Origin of the sequence: Caballeronia sp. ATUFL_F1_KS4A (assembly GCF_023630905.1) — a bacterium.
In the GTDB taxonomy this organism is placed as follows: Bacteria; Pseudomonadota; Gammaproteobacteria; order Burkholderiales; family Burkholderiaceae; genus Caballeronia; species Caballeronia zhejiangensis.
Window position 1 is genome coordinate 298,433 of sequence record NZ_JALQEB010000039.1, and the last position, 16,036, is coordinate 314,468.

Annotated in this window: 17 protein-coding genes; 9 read left to right on the forward strand and 8 right to left on the reverse strand. The window is 63.8% G+C overall.

Annotation, left to right across the window (positions count from 1 at the left end):
- Positions 1–18: 18 nt before the first annotated feature.
- The 4 genes from NCS03_RS26780 (at position 19) to NCS03_RS26795 (ending at position 4,052) form a co-directional block, all read left to right on the forward strand.
- On the forward strand, positions 19–1,212 hold the full coding sequence (locus NCS03_RS26780; protein ID WP_250530167.1) for a CaiB/BaiF CoA transferase family protein: 1,194 nt from the start codon (positions 19–21) through the stop codon (positions 1,210–1,212).
- Entirely contained in the window at positions 1,209–1,682 is a 474-nt protein-coding gene (locus NCS03_RS26785; RefSeq protein WP_175981670.1) for a MaoC family dehydratase, read from the forward strand. Before NCS03_RS26780 ends, NCS03_RS26785 begins: the two co-directional genes overlap by 4 nt.
- Before the next feature lie 134 nt (positions 1,683–1,816).
- The gene (locus NCS03_RS26790) at positions 1,817–2,713 is read left to right on the forward strand and encodes a helix-turn-helix domain-containing protein (protein WP_175981668.1); all 897 of its coding nucleotides are present in this window, start codon (positions 1,817–1,819) and stop codon (positions 2,711–2,713) included.
- Between the two features lie 118 nt (positions 2,714–2,831).
- Positions 2,832–4,052, forward strand: coding sequence for a glycoside hydrolase family 88 protein (locus tag NCS03_RS26795; protein ID WP_250530168.1), 1,221 nt, complete (start codon positions 2,832–2,834; stop codon positions 4,050–4,052).
- A gap of 102 nt (positions 4,053–4,154) precedes the next feature.
- Here NCS03_RS26795 and NCS03_RS26800 read toward each other — a convergent pair whose 3' ends face one another.
- From NCS03_RS26800 to NCS03_RS26815, 4 genes are read right to left on the reverse strand one after another with little or no spacing between them, the layout of a single operon-like run.
- Positions 4,155–5,225, reverse strand: coding sequence for an ABC transporter ATP-binding protein (locus NCS03_RS26800; RefSeq protein WP_250530169.1), 1,071 nt, complete (start codon positions 5,223–5,225; stop codon positions 4,155–4,157).
- 19 nt (positions 5,226–5,244) lie between these two features.
- The gene (locus NCS03_RS26805) at positions 5,245–6,036 is read right to left on the reverse strand and encodes an ABC transporter permease (protein WP_008346658.1); all 792 of its coding nucleotides are present in this window, start codon (positions 6,034–6,036) and stop codon (positions 5,245–5,247) included.
- A gap of 20 nt (positions 6,037–6,056) precedes the next feature.
- Positions 6,057–6,995, reverse strand: coding sequence for an ABC transporter permease (locus tag NCS03_RS26810; RefSeq protein WP_175981666.1), 939 nt, complete (start codon positions 6,993–6,995; stop codon positions 6,057–6,059).
- A gap of 16 nt (positions 6,996–7,011) precedes the next feature.
- Complete coding sequence (locus NCS03_RS26815; protein WP_175981664.1) at positions 7,012–8,130, reverse strand: ABC transporter substrate-binding protein; 1,119 nt, start codon at positions 8,128–8,130, stop codon at positions 7,012–7,014.
- Between the two features lie 182 nt (positions 8,131–8,312).
- Between NCS03_RS26815 and NCS03_RS26820 the strand changes: the two genes are divergently transcribed.
- A complete protein-coding gene (locus NCS03_RS26820; protein ID WP_250530170.1) occupies positions 8,313–9,092 on the forward strand; it encodes a DeoR/GlpR family DNA-binding transcription regulator in 780 nt (259 codons plus the stop codon).
- A gap of 6 nt (positions 9,093–9,098) precedes the next feature.
- Here the strand turns inward: NCS03_RS26820 and NCS03_RS26825 are convergent, their stop codons facing one another.
- Positions 9,099–10,766, reverse strand: a complete 1,668-nt coding sequence (locus tag NCS03_RS26825; protein WP_008346662.1) for a Na/Pi cotransporter family protein — start codon at positions 10,764–10,766, stop codon at positions 9,099–9,101.
- Between the two features lie 221 nt (positions 10,767–10,987).
- On the opposite strand from NCS03_RS26825, the gene NCS03_RS26830 reads away from it, so the two are divergent.
- The 4 genes from NCS03_RS26830 to NCS03_RS26845 all read left to right on the forward strand — a co-directional run bounded on the left by NCS03_RS26830 (position 10,988) and on the right by NCS03_RS26845 (position 14,150).
- Positions 10,988–11,710 carry a sulfite exporter TauE/SafE family protein gene (locus tag NCS03_RS26830; protein WP_250530171.1) on the forward strand — a complete coding sequence of 241 codons (723 nt, stop codon included), beginning with the start codon at positions 10,988–10,990 and terminating at the stop codon, positions 11,708–11,710.
- A gap of 261 nt (positions 11,711–11,971) precedes the next feature.
- Positions 11,972–12,700, forward strand: a complete 729-nt coding sequence (locus tag NCS03_RS26835; RefSeq protein WP_250437261.1) for a YrzE family protein — start codon at positions 11,972–11,974, stop codon at positions 12,698–12,700.
- 44 nt (positions 12,701–12,744) lie between these two features.
- Positions 12,745–13,206 carry a YsnF/AvaK domain-containing protein gene (locus NCS03_RS26840; protein ID WP_250437262.1) on the forward strand — a complete coding sequence of 154 codons (462 nt, stop codon included), beginning with the start codon at positions 12,745–12,747 and terminating at the stop codon, positions 13,204–13,206.
- 89 nt (positions 13,207–13,295) lie between these two features.
- Entirely contained in the window at positions 13,296–14,150 is an 855-nt protein-coding gene (locus NCS03_RS26845; protein WP_250530172.1) for a YsnF/AvaK domain-containing protein, read from the forward strand.
- A 73-nt stretch (positions 14,151–14,223) separates the two neighbouring features.
- Here NCS03_RS26845 and NCS03_RS26850 read toward each other — a convergent pair whose 3' ends face one another.
- The 3 genes from NCS03_RS26850 to NCS03_RS26860 are packed head-to-tail and all read right to left on the reverse strand — an operon-like array spanning position 14,224 to position 16,034.
- Positions 14,224–14,919 (reverse strand): GntR family transcriptional regulator, encoded by a 696-nt coding sequence (locus NCS03_RS26850; RefSeq protein WP_250530173.1) that lies wholly within the window; start codon positions 14,917–14,919, stop codon positions 14,224–14,226.
- A 57-nt stretch (positions 14,920–14,976) separates the two neighbouring features.
- Complete coding sequence (gene hpxZ, locus NCS03_RS26855; RefSeq protein WP_250441454.1) at positions 14,977–15,375, reverse strand: oxalurate catabolism protein HpxZ; 399 nt, start codon at positions 15,373–15,375, stop codon at positions 14,977–14,979.
- Positions 15,375–16,034, reverse strand: a complete 660-nt coding sequence (locus tag NCS03_RS26860) for a cysteine hydrolase family protein (protein ID WP_250530174.1) — start codon at positions 16,032–16,034, stop codon at positions 15,375–15,377. Before NCS03_RS26860 ends, hpxZ begins: the two co-directional genes overlap by 1 nt.
- Between the last annotated feature and the right edge of the window lie 2 nt (positions 16,035–16,036).

Sequence of the window (16,036 nt, forward strand, 5' to 3'; positions counted from 1 at the left end):
ACCGAGAGGAGAATGTTCATGCTGGAAGGCATCAAGGTGCTGAGTTTCACGCATTTCCTGCAAGGCCCCGCCGCCGTGCAGATGCTCGCCGATGTCGGCGCGAATGTCATCAAGGTCGAACCGCCCGGCGGCGCGTTCGAACGTAGCTGGACCGGCGCGGATGCGTTCATCGAAGGCGTGAGCGTGTTCTTTCTGCTCGGCAACCGCAATCAGCGCAGCATCTCGCTCGATCTGCGCGACGAAGCCGCGCGCGAGATCGTGTGGCGTCTGATACGCGAAGCCGACGTGCTCGTCGAGAACTATCGTCCCGGCGTGCTCGACAAGATGGGCTTCGGCTACACGCAGGTGCACGAAGTCAATCCGCGTCTCGTGTATTGCTCGTGTACCGGCTACGGTTCGTCCGGGCCTTATCTGAAACGTCCGGGCCAGGATCTGCTCTTGCAGGCGATGAGCGGACTGACCATGCTGTCCGGCGATGCCGAATCGCCGCCCACGCCGGTCGGTTCCGCCATCGTCGATCAGCATGCCGCCGTGCTCGCCGCATTCGGCGTGGTGGCCGCGTTGCAGGCGCGCGAGCGCACGGGCGTCGGCACGCGCATCGAGAGCAATCTGCTCAACGCCGCGCTCGATCTGCAAATCGAGCCGTTCACGTATTACATGAACAAGGGGCCGTTGTGGGCACGCACGCATCCGCCGATGGGCAGCCGTTTTCATCCCGCGCCGTATGGCGTGTACCGGACGCGTGACGGTTATATCGCGATGTCGCTCACGCCGACGCAGAAGCTCGCGAATGCGCTGTCGTGTCCCGCGCTCGCCGAATTCACGCATCCGAAGGACAACGTGCGAAGGCGCGACGAGATCAATCGCCTTGTCTATGACACGCTGAAAACGCGCACGACCGAGGACTGGATGCGCACCTTCGAGGAACACGATATCTGGTTCGCGCCCGTCAACGACTACGAGCAGGTGGAGCAGGACCCGCAAGTCGCCCACAACGAAATGATCCTGTCGTTCGATCACGAGGAAGCGGGACCGGTGCGCGTGCTCGCGCATCCTGTGCGCTACGACGGCGCGGCGCCGCCCTTGCGGCGGCATCCGCCGAAACAGGGACAACATACCCGCGAAGTGCTCGCGGAACTGGGCTACACGCCGCAGGAAATCGACGGCTATGTCGAACGCGGCATCGCATTGACATCGAGGAGAGAAGCATGAGCGCACAACCGAACAACTGGCCGGCGCTCTTGCGCTTCGACGACGTCGAGATCGGCCGTACGCAGGTGAACGTGCACACGGTCACCGAGGCCGAAGTGGACGCGTTCGGGCACCTGTCCGGCGATCTGAACCCGCTGCACATGCAGCACGCCTTCGCCGAATGCTCGCCGTTCGGACGGCGCGTCGTGCATGGCCTGTTGACGGCCGCGCTGGTGTCGGCGGCGCACACCGAACTGACAGGGCCAGGCTTCGTGTATGTCGGACAGGAGCTGCGTTTTCTGGGGCCTGTGTATATCGGCGATACGGTGACGATCGGCGTATGCGTCGTCGAAAAGAAGCCCGCGAAACACATTCTCGTGATGGACACGACCGTGCGCAATCAACAAGGGCACGTCGTGCTGAGCGGACTTTCCGCGCTGAAGGAACTGCGCTTCGATCATGCGCTGATGGCGCGCAGCGCGGCGGCGTGACATCGCCGCGCGGGCCGCATGGTGTAAATGCCAGTTAACCGGCGGGCGCGGGCACGGCTACACTCGTGCAGTTGCCCGCGCAGCGCGGGCATGCAGGCGGGCGCGAAGACACTCGCCGCCGACGGAGGAGACAGTTGGATACCGCATGTTGCTGTCACGTTCCGGTGATCCGGATCGAGGACTACGAATACGGCGCACACGTCAAGACGCCGGACTTTCATCTCGCGCCGATCGAGGCGCTCAAGTCGACGCTGGTCTATCCGCATCGGCACGACTTCTATCACATGATGTGGGTGCTCGCGGGCAGCGGCTCGCATGTGATCGATTCGGTGCGCTACGACGTGCGTCCCAACACGCTCTACTTCATGGCGCCGGGACAGATTCACGATCTGGATCTTTCGGCCGACACGCTCGGCTATTCGCTCAGCTTTTCGTCGGAGTTTTTCGCGTTCCGCGTGCAGAACCGCCATACCGAAACCGAAGTGCCCGTCTACAACTTCGAGCAGCTCGCGCCGTGCGTCAATCTGAGCGACGCGCAGGTGCGCGAACTGGCGCGCGTGATGGACGGCATTCGCCATGAGTATCAGGAGGAACAGGTCGGCTACACCGACGCGATCTGGGCCTACTTGCACGTTTTCCTGATCAAGGTCGCGCGCATGTGCGACGCCGCCGCCATGCGAGATGCCGCCGCGACGCGCAGCGTGCTGCTGTCGCGCCGCTTCAAGAGTCTGCTGGAAAAGCATTTTCGCTCGGTCAACGAGGCGGCCGATTACGCGCGCCTGCTCAACGTCACGGAGCGCGCGCTCAACGAGGCGACGCGTCAGGCGCTCGGCAGCACCGCGCCCAAGCTGATCCGCGAGCGCGTGATGCTGGAGGCCAAACGGCTGCTGCTGCACTCCGAAGTGAATGTCGCGGAGATCGCCGCGATGCTCTCGTTCGACGATCCCGCCTACTTCAGCCGATGCTTTCGCAAGCACACGGGCCGCTCGCCGATCGACTATCGGCGCAGCCTCGACAAGCTGCACATCTGAGCGTCGTCATGTGCCGCTTCGGTGCGGAAATGTCCAACAGTTCATGCGTTTCATCCTAACGCGCTCGCGCGGGCGCTTCTTAGAATCGTCCTGCGAATGACGAACTCAAGGAGACGCCGTGTCGAACGCAATGAACCCGCTGTCACTCAGCGAGAACCAGGCAAAGCTGTTTCGCGAAACACTCGATAAAACCGCGCAGAAGGTCGCTTCCGACGAGCTGACCTTCGGCGTCGAATTCCCGCAAGTCACCGGTCCCGATGGTCAATGGGTGCGTCTGCCCGCGTCGCTCTCTGCGGGCTACGACGGCGACGCATGGAGCCACGGCAACTGGTTCTGCGGCTTCTGGGTCGGCTTGCTGCTGAGTTCGTATCTGCACACCGGCGAGGCGCGCTTTCTCGAATGGGCGCGTGCCCGCATGCTGCTCGTGCGCCAGCGCGCGCAGGATCCGAACACGCATGACATCGGCTTCATCTTCGATAGCAGCGCGGTGCCGGGGCATCACATCACCGGCGACGCGTGGTTCGCCGATATCGCGCTCGAAGCCGCGGACAAGCTGCGCGCCCGGCTCGTGACCACGCGCGGCGGCGCCTATCTCGCGTCCTGGGGGCCGATCTCCGATCCGCGCGGCCGCAGCGCCTCCGCGATCGACACGATGGCCAATCTGTCGCTGCTCTACTGGGCCGCCAATCACGCCGACGACGGCAGCTACCGGCACGCCGCGGACGCGCACGCCGAGATGACCGCGCGCGCCTTCGTGCGCGCCGACGACTCGACCTATCACGCCGTCGAATACGACGTGGAGAGCGGCGCGCGCAAACGCGGCTACACGTTCCAGGGCGCGTTCGACGAATCCGCATGGAGCCGCGGCCAGGCCTGGGCGATCTACGGATATGTGAACTCCGCGCGGGAAACCGGCAAGCGCGGCTATCTGGACCTCGCCGAGCGTCTCGCCGATTACTACCTGCGCCGCCTCGAAGGGCGTCAGGTGCCGCCGTGGGACTTCGATGCGACCGGCCGCGACGCCGAGATCAAGGACACGGCCGCTGCCGCCGTGGTGGCGTCGTCCTTGCTGGAGATGGCACGCGTGCATCCCGATGCGCACGCTGCGGGCAAATGGCAAGGCCACGGCCTCGCGATGCTCGAAGCGCTCTGCCGCGACGAATTCACACGCGACGGTCAGCACGGGCTGCTGCATAACTCGTGTTACTCGAAGCCGCACAATATCGGCGTCGACGGTGCGACCATGTTCGGCGACTTCTACTTCGTCGAGGCGCTATGCCGCGCCGTGCATCCCGGCAAGCTGCGCCCGCTCGACGACACGCGCATATCGCTCGCCTGAGGGTGTCACGAAGCCATCGCCGGCAACGCGGCGCGCGCAATCGATAACCCGCGCGCGCCGGATTACCGATCTGCGTGGGCAACCGCTCCTCGCATTGCAAAGCTAGCGCCCATTTTCATCGAGCACGAGAAGGTTGTCGTGAGAAAACCCGAGCGCTACCGGCTGCCCGCGCTCCGGCAGGGTCCTGTTGGGATCGTTGAAGACATCGAGCGATACGACCGCGTTGCTGACCCGCGCACGAATGCGCACCACGGCGCCGAGAAAGCTGATCTGCTCGACGGTGGCCGCGAGCGAATTCCGTCCGTTCGACGGCGGCTCCAGGATGATCGCTTCGGGGCGCAGCGCCAGCAATCGTTCCTTGCCGGCATCATCCGGCGGCAGTGGGCGCGACGTCACGAGCTCCTGACCATCGACCGCGATGCGCCCGCTTCCGGGATCGATCACGCGCCCGGCGAGAATGTTCAGCGTCCCGACGAACGATGCGACGAAGCGCGTGCGCGGAAAATTGTAGATGTCGAGCGGCGAGCCGATCTGTTCCACGCGCCCGTCGTTCATCACGACGATGCGGTCCGAGATCGACAACGCCTCTTCCTGATCGTGCGTCACGAAAATCGATGTAATGCCGAGCTCGCGCTGCAGCGCCCGAATGTCCTCGCGTAATGACACGCGGATTTTCGCGTCGAGCGCGGACAGCGGTTCGTCGAGCAACAGCACCTGCGGCTTGCTCGCGAGCGCGCGCGCCAGCGCCACGCGCTGTTGCTGTCCGCCCGACAATTGCCACGGATAACGCGCGGCGAGTTGCGGCAGCTTGATGAGTTCGAGCATCTCGGCGACGCGCGCGTCGATCTCCTTCTGCGAACGCTTCGCGACCTTCAACGCGAAGCCGATGTTCTGCGCCACCGTCATGTTCGGGAAAAGCGCATAGGCCTGAAACACCATGCCGACGGCGCGGTCGCGCGTACGCATGTGCGTGACGTTGCGTCCATTCAGACGGATCGTGCCGCGCGTGGGCGTTTCGAATCCGGCGATCATGCGCAGCACCGTCGTCTTGCCGCAACCCGACGGACCGAGAAACGTGATGAATTCGCCCTGCTCGATCGTCATGTCGAACCGATGCAGCGCGACGTTCGGCCCGAACGTTTTGTGAAGATCGTCGATTTCGAGAAATGGCATAAGTCGCGGCCTCGTCGGCTCAGGTTTTATGGCCGGCCAGTGCGCGCGCCGATCCGAACACCTGGATCAGGCCCATCGATGCCCATGTGACGACGAACGCGATGATCGCCAGCGCCGAGGGCTCGTATGCGCGATTCGCGCCGATCAGTTGCAGATAAGGTCCGAACGCCGGACGGTCCAGCAGGCTCGCGATCGTGAATTCGCCGATGACGACGGCGAACGTCAGGAACGCGCCGGACAGAATGCCCGAGCGCACGTTGGGAAAGATCACGCGGAAAAGGATCGTCGTCCAGCCGGCGCCGAGACATTCGGCGGCTTCGGTCAGCGAGCGGACGTCGACGGCGCGCATGCCCGCATCGACGGCGCGGTACATGTACGGTAACGACAGCGTGACGTAGCCGAAGACGAGCAGCAGATCGGTCGCGCGCTCGTTGCTGGTGAGCGGCAGGATGGAACTGCTGTTATAGATGCGCAGATAACCGAACACGATCACGATGGCCGGTATCACGAGCGGCAGCAAAGTGATGAACTCTACGACGGGCCGCAGCTTCGGCAGACGCAATTGCACCCAGTACGCGGTCGGCACGACGAGCAGCACGCCGATCACGATGGTGAGCAGGCCCATGAGCACCGAGTAGCCGAACGAAGCCTGAAAACGCGGATCGCCGAGAACGACGCGATACGCGTCGAAGCTGTAAGCGTCGCGGCGCATCCGCAGGCTGAATTCGAAGGTGGCGGCGAGCGGAATCACAAAATACATCGTGCCGACGATCATCGCGATCCAGGCGCCCGCGCGCGATTGCGTCTTCATGCGCGTCTTCATGTGCGTCTTCATGCGCGTCCCCTTTCGGCCCTCGCGCGCAACCAGATGTAGCCGCCGTTCGACAAGCCCGTAACCACGATCATGCCGAGCGCGAGCGCATAGCCGAGGTTCTGGTTATGCAGCACGTCGCCGCGAATCTGCGCATACAGCAGAATCGGCACGATGTTGAGCGAGCTGCCCGTCAGCGCATAGGCCGTGGCCACTGCGCCGAACGCGTTGGCGAAGAGCAGCAGCGCCGCGCCGAGCACGCTCGGCCACAGGACCGGCAAACCGACGTATCGCCAGTACTGCGCGGCCGTGCCGCCGAGACAGTCGCACGCTTCGCGCCACTCGCGTTTGAGACCGTCGAGCGCGGGCGTGATGATGAGGACCATCAACGGAATCTGGAAGTACAGGTAGGTAATGGTCAGCCCGACGAAGCTGAGGATGCTGAAGCCGGTGGAATACAGATTGACGCCGAGGTATTTGCGCGCCAGCACCGTGACGAGGCCCACGCGTCCCAACGTGCAGATGAATGCGAACGCGAGCGGCACGCCCGCGAAGTTGGACGCGACGCCGGAGAACGTCATGAGCGTCGGACGGATCCACGCCGGCAGGCGGCCATGCACCGCTGCCCAGGCGAGCAACGCGCCGAACAGCGTCCCGCCGGCGGCGGATGCCACGCTCACCTTCACGCTGATCCAGTAGGCATCGAGCACGGCGGGCTGAAACAGTTCGCGAAGATTCGCCAGCGTGAAGCGTCCCTGCGCATCCTGAAACGCGCCGATCATCAGAAAGGCGGTGGGCAACAACAGAAACAGCAGCGCGAACGCAAAGAATGGCGCGACGCCCGCATACGTGAGCCAGCCCGCGCCGCGGCTCGCGCGGGCGGGGCCGGACTGCGGCGCGGGCGCGGCCGGCGTCAGCAGATCCGGGCCCGAAGCGCCTGGCTGCGGAGATGCGCTCATTCCGGCGAACTCGCGGCTACTTCACGTTCGCGCCGACGACCTGATCCCAGCCTTTGGTGACGGCGTCCTTCGTGGCGTTTTGCTGTTCGAGCGTCGGGAACACGGCGTTGCTGTAAGCCGATGCCGGCGGCAGTTTGGCAAGCAGCGCCTGCGGCACTTTCTTCTGCGCGACCAGCTCGTTATAGCGCATCGGATGGCAGTATCCGGCCAGCCAGCCGAGTTGCCCTTCGTCGGAGTAAAGGAATTCCATCCATAATTTCGCGGCGTTCGGATGCGGTGCGTAGGCGCTGATCGCCTGCACATAGACGCCCGCGACGACGCCCGTCTTCGGCACGATCACCTGCACTTTCGGATTGCCTTTGAGCGTGTCGCGATCGGCAAGCGCGTTGTAATCCCAGCGCACGATGATCGGCGTCGTCCCCTGCGCGAGCGACGCGGCCTTGCCGATCACCGGCACGAAGTTGCCGCTTTTGTTCAGATCGGCGAAGAACTTGAGGCCCGCCTGGTCGGCCTTCGACGCGTCGCCCTTCGTCTGCGAAAGGCCCGCCGCATGGACAGCCTGAATCGCCTGATTGGCCGAACGCGGGTCGCCCGCGAGCGAGACCGCGTTGCGATAGTCGGACTTGAGCAGATCGCCCCAATCGGACGGCGGCTTGTCGATCATGTCCGCGTTGACTTCGAACGCGAGCACGCCGTAGTAGTCGCCGTACCAGTAGCCTTCCGCATCCTTCGACGCAGCCGGGATCGAATCCCACGTCGACACCTTGTAAGGCTGCAACAAGCCTTCCTTCTTCGCGGACGGACCGAACGACAGGCCGACATCGATCACATCCGGCGCTTGCGGACCCTTGTTGCCCTTGTTGGCCTTGATCGCTTCGATCTCGTCGCCCGAGCCCGCATCCGGATTCAGCTCGTTGACGTGGATGCCGTACTTCTTCTGGAACGTGTCGATCAGCGCGCCGTATCCGCACCAGTCGTGCGGCAACGCGATCGTGGTCAACTGTCCTTCCTGCTTCGCGGCGGCCACGAGCGCCTCGGATGGCGCGGCCGATGCGGCGTCGATGCCGCCCGCCGCGAGTCCCGCTGCCGTGGAGATCGAAAGGAGACGGCCCGCCCAGATACGCTTCATCGTCATCGCTGTTCCCGAAAGGAAGGTAGTGCGTTGAAGAGAACCGCCGATTGCTGATGCAGGCTAGTTTCAAATCCTCAAATTTGCAAGCTGCCAAAAAAGTACAACTTTCGCTTATGACGGATGTAAGCTGAACAACAGCGTGCCAGCGCAATTCTCATCGTTGCTTCCACCATCGAGCATTCCCTATGTGGCAGAAAGACCGTCATCAGCGCATACGCGCGCTCCTGTCGATGCTCGGCCGTGTCTCGAACGAGAGGATCATGGCGGAGCTTTCCGTGTCGCGCGAAACGGTGCGCCGCGACTTGCTCGATCTGGAGCAGGCGGGTGCGCTACGGCGCGTGCATGGCGGCGCCGTCCCGTCGAGCGACGAGGCGCCCATCGCCGAACGCGCCCGCGCGAACGTGCGCGCGAAGTCGGCCATCGCGCGGGCGGCAATCGGCATCGTTCACGCCGGGCAAACCGTATTCGTCGATGCCGGAACCACCACCGCCATCCTCGCGGACGAGCTTGCGAAGCTCGCCAATCTCACCATCGTCACGAATTCGGTCGATGTCGCGCTGCGGTTGCGCGGCACATCGGGACCGCATGAGCGCGTGCGCGCGATGAACGAGGTCATCCTGCTCGGCGGCATGCTCAGCGAGCGCGCGGCGGCCACGACGGGCGCGACGACCGTGCTCGACATCCGGCGATACCGCGCCGATCTGGCGATGCTCTCGCCTGTCGGCATCGATCAGCGGCACGGGGCGAGCAACTTCGATCGTGCAGAAGCCGAGATTGCCCGGGCGATGGTCGAGAATGCGGACCGCGTCGCGATCCTCGCCGATCACAGCAAGATCGGCCACCGCAGCCGCATCACGTTTTGCGCGCCTCGCGACATCGACGTTCTCGTGACCGATCGCAAGTCCGGCGAGGCCGCGGATTTGCGTGCGCTCAAGAAGACAGTGGGCGACCTGGTGCTTGCGTGAGCTGCGTCATTCCTTGACGTGCAGCGTGTCGAGCGAGCGCTTGCGCAGACGCGTGTCATGCAGCGCGCCCGCCGCATCGAGCACGGGATACGCCGTCGAACAGAAGAGCGAGTTCAGCCGTTTCATATTGCCGATGAGATCCAGGTGCAGCGCGCTGGTTTCCACGCTGCGCGAGCTTTGTCCCGCCAGCCGGTCCAGATGCTTGTGCGAGTAGGCGCGCTCCAGATCGCGAAAGCGTTCCTTCTCGGCCAGCAACTGCTCGGCGCATCGCAGATCGTTGTTGAGAAACACCGACAATCCGAGCCGCAGGTTACTGATGAGCCGCGCATGCAGATCGTCGAGTTCGCCCAGGCCCTGTTCCGAGAACGCGAGCCGTTGCGAGATTTTCTTCTCTTCGATATCACTGACGATTCGCTCGATGATGTCTCCCGCATGCTCGAGATTGATCGTCAGCGAAATGATGTCCGTCCAGCGACGGCTTTCCGCCTCGTCGAGCTGCTCGCGGGAGATCAGCGTCAGATAGCTTTTCACTTCCGCGTAGAGCTGGTCGACGTCGTCGTCCATGCGCATGGTTTCGCGGGCGACGGCGAGATCATTGCGTCTCAGCAGATCGGCGACGTTATCGAGCATGACGCGCACGATGTCGCCGATGCGAAGCACTTCACGCGAAGCATTCGCCAGCGCGAGGCTCGGCGTCACGAGGCCTGCCGGATCCAGGTACAGCGGGCGCAACTCGCCGGTCGCGACCGTGCGATCCGGCAGCAAACGCCGGCTGATCGCAGCGACCCGTTCGACGAGGGCGAGACACGCGCAGCAGCGCACGGTGTTGTAGATCACATGGAAACCGACTACGGCTTCGCGCGGATTGGCGATCAGAACCGGCAATCCGCGTGCGAGCAGCGATGCGAAAGGCAGAATGATGATCGCGCCGGCCAGTTTGAATGCGAAGCTGCCAGCGGAAAGACGCCGTGCTGCCGCGTTCTGCGGCAGCGCGTTCAAGAGCGCCAGGAGCCCGCTGCCCAGATTCGCGCCGACGACGAGGCACAAGGCGACCTTCAGCGAGATGACGCCCGACGACGCCAGTGTCGCCGTCAACAGGACTGCGGCGAGGCTCGAATACGAGAGCATCGCGAAGCCCGCGCCCACGAGCGCGTCGAGCATCGTGTCGCCTGTGAGCGCGCCGAACATGACCCTGACGCCGGCGCCCTGCATCATCGGCTGAGCCGCTTCGACGATGAGATGCAGCGCCAGCAGAATCAATCCGAGTCCGATGATGGTTCGGCCCACCTGCCCCGCCCGCGTCTGCTTGCGGGTCAGGAAAAGCGGCACGCCGAACAGGATCAGGATCGGCGAAAGCCATGACAGGTCGAGCGTCAGCACTCGCGCCATCAACGCGGTGCCGACATCCGCGCCGAGCAGAACCGTTAGCCCGGCCGCGAGCGGCACCAGTCCCTGCGCGGCGAACGATGTAATGATGACGGCTGTGGCGTTGCTACTCTGCACGAGGCTCGTCACGCCGATGCCGGCCAGAAACGCGCGCGTCTTGCTGCCGGTGCTACGGCCCAGAATGGCGCGGAGATCGGCGCCGAGCACGCGGAGAATGCCGGTGCGAACGATATGTGAGCCCCAAACCAGGAGGGCGACGCCAGAGAGCAGATTGAGAAGAACCAGCACGGCGAATCGATTTCCTTTGAATGGACGTGACGCTGACGCCAGGCTGTCGAAAATTAGATTGTGACAATAGTGTTACACAGTTCCCACGGCAATTGAGTGAAGTCAATCTTCCATGCAATGCGGCGTTGCGTGCATGCCGCAACTCGCGCATCCGCTTGGAACCAGCGTCTCGCGGGTTTCGCGTCCGCGGCTAGAATCGGCGCTGGCGCATGGAGACCTCGATGGGATACCTGATCGTATTGAGCGTGGGTTGGATGGCGGGTGTTTTGAGCGGCGTGATCGGCACCGGCTCGTCGATGCTGTTGATGCCCGTGCTCGTGCTCATCTACGGCCCGCAGCAGGCCGTTCCGATCATGGCCATCGCCGCGATCATGGGCAATCTCGGCAAGGTCCTGTCCTGGTGGCGCGAGATCGACTGGAAAGCTTCCATTGCCTATGGCGCGACAGCCGCGCCCGGCGCGATATTAGGGGTTCACACGCTGCTTGCGCTCCCGCCGCACGCGGTCGAGCTCGCGCTTGGTCTCTTCTTTATCGCGATGGTGCCCACGCGCCGATGGCTCGCCCGCCGGGCCATGCGCCTCTCGCTCTTCCAGCTCGCGCTGATTGGCGCACCGGTCGGCTTCCTGACGGGCATCGTCGTTTCGACCGGACCGATCACCGTGCCGGTTTTCATGAACTACGGCCTTGTGAAGGGCGCGTTTCTCGCGACCGAAGCTACCGGTTCGCTGATCGTCTACGGTGCGAAAGTCGCGGCCTTTCAGCAGTTCGGCGCCCTGCCCGCTCAAGTGGTCGCTCAAGGGTTGATTAGCGGCGCGGCGATCATGGCAGGCACGTTTTGCGCGCGCGGGATCGTCGCGCGCATGTCCGCTAACACCTTCCGGTTCATCGTCGATGCGCTGATGGTGTCGTCGGGTGTGTCATTGCTATGGGCCGCAGTCCGCTGAAGTGAAGTGCGTCGCTGTGAACCAGCGCCTGCGCCCGATGCAAATCCCATCGCATTCCCGCAAGTCATACGCCTCTCGTGCTCTGCTCCACTGACGCACGCTTCCCTCCCGCCGCGAAGTGACGCCCCGAGCAGGCGGATCCATCGATCAGACGGCGTCTGAATCACTCGCATTTACGCGCCGATTCAAAACTTGCGCGCGGCACAGCGCTTGCGCATCAGTGCCGCGCGCATCGACGCCGCAACTCTTCCTGGAGACATCATGAAACTGCTTACTACTCAAGAAGGCCTGCCGCGCCTGTCGTGGGGTTCGATCATCGCGGGCGTCATCCTTTCGATGATCGTCTATCTCATCATGAGCGTGCTCGGCACGGCGATCGGCGCATCGCTCCTCTCGCCGTTGTCGAAGCCCGATACGTTGCACGGCTTCGGTTTCGGCTCGGGCGTATGGGTGATCGTCACGACCGTGCTCGCGGTTTTCGTCGGCTCCTATTACGCCGGACGCTGCGCGCCCGTCCTCGGATGGCTCCACGGTCTGCTGTCATGGGCGGTGATGACGCTGCTCGTCGTGTTCGGCATGACCTCGCTGATTACGGGCGCGGTGAGCACGGCCGGCAGCATCGTCGCAACCACCGCGCAAGTCGGCGCACAAGCCGGCGCGACCGCCGCGAATCAGGCGGGCGGGAACAATCAGCTCATCGACTCCGCGAAGCAGCAAGTGCAGGCGGCGATGGCATCGGCGGCGTCGGCTGCATCCTCTCCGGATGCCGAACAGAACGCGCGCCAGGCCGCCGACACCGCCGCGCGTGGCGTCGCTCGCGCAAGCTGGTTCTCGTTCGCGGCGCTCGTCGTCGGCGCGATCATCGCGATCGTTTCGGGCGGCGCGGGCTTTCGTCATCAGCCGCCGGTCGAGGAAGGCGGCGGCTCCGCGCTGGATCGCAAGAACGCGGCCCCTCGCAATCGCACCGTGCAGGCAGGCGCCCGCCTTTGAGCGCGCCCGGCCGACGACCTGACCACGCTTCAACGGAGACGCCGATGAGCGCCGATGACAAGCCCACGACCCCGAACGCGACGAACGCGGACTCGTCCGGCACGTCCGACGCGCTCCGGCTTTCCGCCGTGCAGGAAGAATTGTCCGTCGACGTGAAGCGGACGGAGACCGGCGCCGTGCGCGTTCGCAAGGTGGTGCATGAAGAGATGCAGCCGGTCAGCATGCGCCTGAGCGCCGAAAAGGTGGAAGTCAGGCGCGTGGCCGTGAATCGTCCGGTCGAGGAACGTGCCGAGCCGCGTCGCGAAGGCGACACGCTCATCATTCCTGTGTACGAATACGTGCCGGTCGTTCGCATGCAGCTCACGTTGAAAGAAGAGGTGCATGTGACAACGCGAGAGACGCAACAGGACGTCGTCCACCAGGTTCTTCTGAACTCCGAAGAATTGGTGGTCGAACGCCGCGAAGGCACGAGCGGCAAGTGGAAGCCCGATCCGGATGCCGGCTAGATTCACCCGCACCCGAGGCGGGAACGGCCGTTGCGCATATGGACCGGCGCACCTCTCGATACCCGAATCACTCTCACGGAGATAATGCAATGAGCCAGACCATCATCGGTGTATTCAATACGCTTCAGGACGCGGAACTTGCTCAGACGCGCCTCGAAACGGAAGGCGTCGCCCGCACGAATATGAACGTGCATGCGAACGATATGAGCGCGTCCACGTCCGTGTCCGGCGATGCCACCGACCGTCCCGCCGGCGAGCATCACGAAGGCGCGATGGCGCGCATCGAGCACTTCTTCAAGAACCTGTTCGGCGATCACGATCAGCCCGAGGAAATCGGCCACTATCACGAAGCGGTCCGTCGCGGCGGCGCGCTGTTGACGGTGGATGTGATCGACGAATCGTCGATCGAACGCGTGCGCGACGCGCTCTATGCAGCCGGCGCCATCGACATCGACACGCGCGTCGAGCAATGGCGCAGCACGGGCTATAGCGGCTATGACCGCAATGCGCCGGCTTATACAGCCGATGAGATCGCCGCTGAACGGCAGGCCTTTCCCGTCGTGAAGGAATCCGTCGAAGTCGGCAAGCGCGAAGTGCAGACGGGCGGCGTGCGCGTCTATTCGCGGGTGACCGAAACGCCGGTGAGCGAATCGGTGAATCTGCGTGAAGAACACGCGAACATCGAGCGTCGGCCGGTGGATCGTCCGGCGACGGTGGCGGATCTGAAGGAAGGCTTCGTCGAGATCAGGGAAACGGCCGAGCAGCCCGTCGTGGCGAAGACGGCGCGCGTGGTCGAGGAAGTGGTCGTCGGCAAGGAAGAAACGAACCGCACCGAAACCATTCACGACACGGTGCGCGGTACCGAAGTGGAAGTCGAGCGGACGGCGGGCAACCGGGACGTAGCCGACGGCGCGGTTCCGCCGGCGAAAAAGACAACGCTGTAACGCGTAGCGAGATCGGCCGCTCCCTGCGGAGCGGCTGATTCCGCACGTCTGCGTCCGCTACATTCCCGTTCGCTCAGTCGACGAAAGGCAGCTTGCGGTCGCGCGCTTCCGTCAGCATGGAAACGGTGATCTTGCGCACTTCCAGCTTGCTTTGCGTGATATGTGCGCGCAGCAGCATCGCCGCTTCGCCGCACTTGCCGCGATCGATGAAGCGCAGCATTTTCGCGTGCTCGTCGTAAGTTGCGCTAGTGCGATGCGGCTTCAAGAAATCCAGCCGCCGCACGATGCGGATGCGTTCCGTCACTTCGTTATGCACGCGCAGCATCTCGCCGTTGCCGCTTGCGCGCACGAGTCCGCGGTGAAAGTCCTCGTCCAGGCGAAACATCGCGACCGGATCGCTTTCCTGCGCATCGGGCGAAACGCACCACACCGACTTGAGCGCATCCACTTCCGGATGCGGTGGCGCGCTGCTCGCGAGTTTGTCGAGCGATGCGGTCTCCAGCACGATTCGCAAGTCATACAACTGATCGAGCGCCGCGAAGTTGATCTCCGACACCTTCCAGCCACGCCTGAAACCGACTTCGAGATAGCCTTCGCGCAGCAGGCGGAACAGCGCGTCGCGCATCGGCGTACGCGACACCCCGTAATATCGCGCGATGTCGGTCTCCGAGAAGCGGTCGCCGGGAAACAGGCGAAAGCTGAAGATGTCCTGCTTCAACTGCTGATAAACCTGCTCGGCAAGCGGATTGGCGCTCTGAATGGCGCGCACGGCACTGCGCTCCGTGAGTTTGGGCGAGTTGATTCGATGTCTCCGTGTAATGCCTCTTCAGGGCGTTTCGATCAGGCTCACGTGCGCCGCGACGATGGTCCACCCCGCGAACGCATTCGATGCATGGCCGATGCGCGCCCACGTCTGCATCTGACGTCCGAGCAAAGGCGTGGCATCGCTCGTGAATTCGGTGCTGACCGAAGCGTAATCCGTGCCGAAAGTCGTGACCACCGTTCGATGCAAACGCCGCGAACGCGGCACCGGCGCGCACGTCTCGCGCCAGCGGCGAATTTCATCGCCGCCATGCTGCACTTCGGCAATGCCGTATCGTACCGTTTCCGGCGCGTGCCAGAAGAGCGCGTTCATGGTAGCCACATCGTTATCGACGAGCGCCTTCTCATAGGCGATGAACGCGCGCTCGACTTCAGCCACCGTTTCCGGACGATTCAGTTCCATCAATTCTCCAGCACATCGGCGAGCGTGGCCGTCCATCCGACGATGCCGCCCTGCGAGCGAATCATCTCGATGGTCGCAGTCTTGAACGACGGTATGTAGCTCGCCGTCGCGTCTTCTATCAGCACGCATTCGTAGCCGCGATCGTTCGCTTCGCGCATGCTCGTCTGCACGCATACTTCGGTCGTGACGCCTGCGAACACGAGATGCGTGATGCCGCATCGCGCAAGCTCTTCGCCGAGGCGCGTTGCGTAAAAGGCGCCTTTGCCGGGCTTGTCGATGACGATCTCGCCCGTAATGGGCGCGACCGCATCGACGATGGCGTTGCCCGGTTCGCCGCGAACGAGAATGCGGCCCATCGGTCCCATATCGCCGATGCGCGCTCGTGGCGCGCCGCGCAGCCGCTTCGCATCCGGACAATCGGAGAGATCAGGCGCGTGCGATTCGCGCGTATGCACGACGAGCCAGCCGCGACCGCGCGCATGTTCGATCAGCTGCGCGACGGTCGGCACGATCGACGTCAGCAGCGACACATCGTTGCCGAGCGCTTCGCCGAAGCCGCCCGGCTCCACGAAGTCGCGCTGCATGTCGATGACGATCAACGCCGTATGCGCTACATCGAACGTGAACGGAGACGGTCGGGCGCGGGTCAGGGTAGGCATGG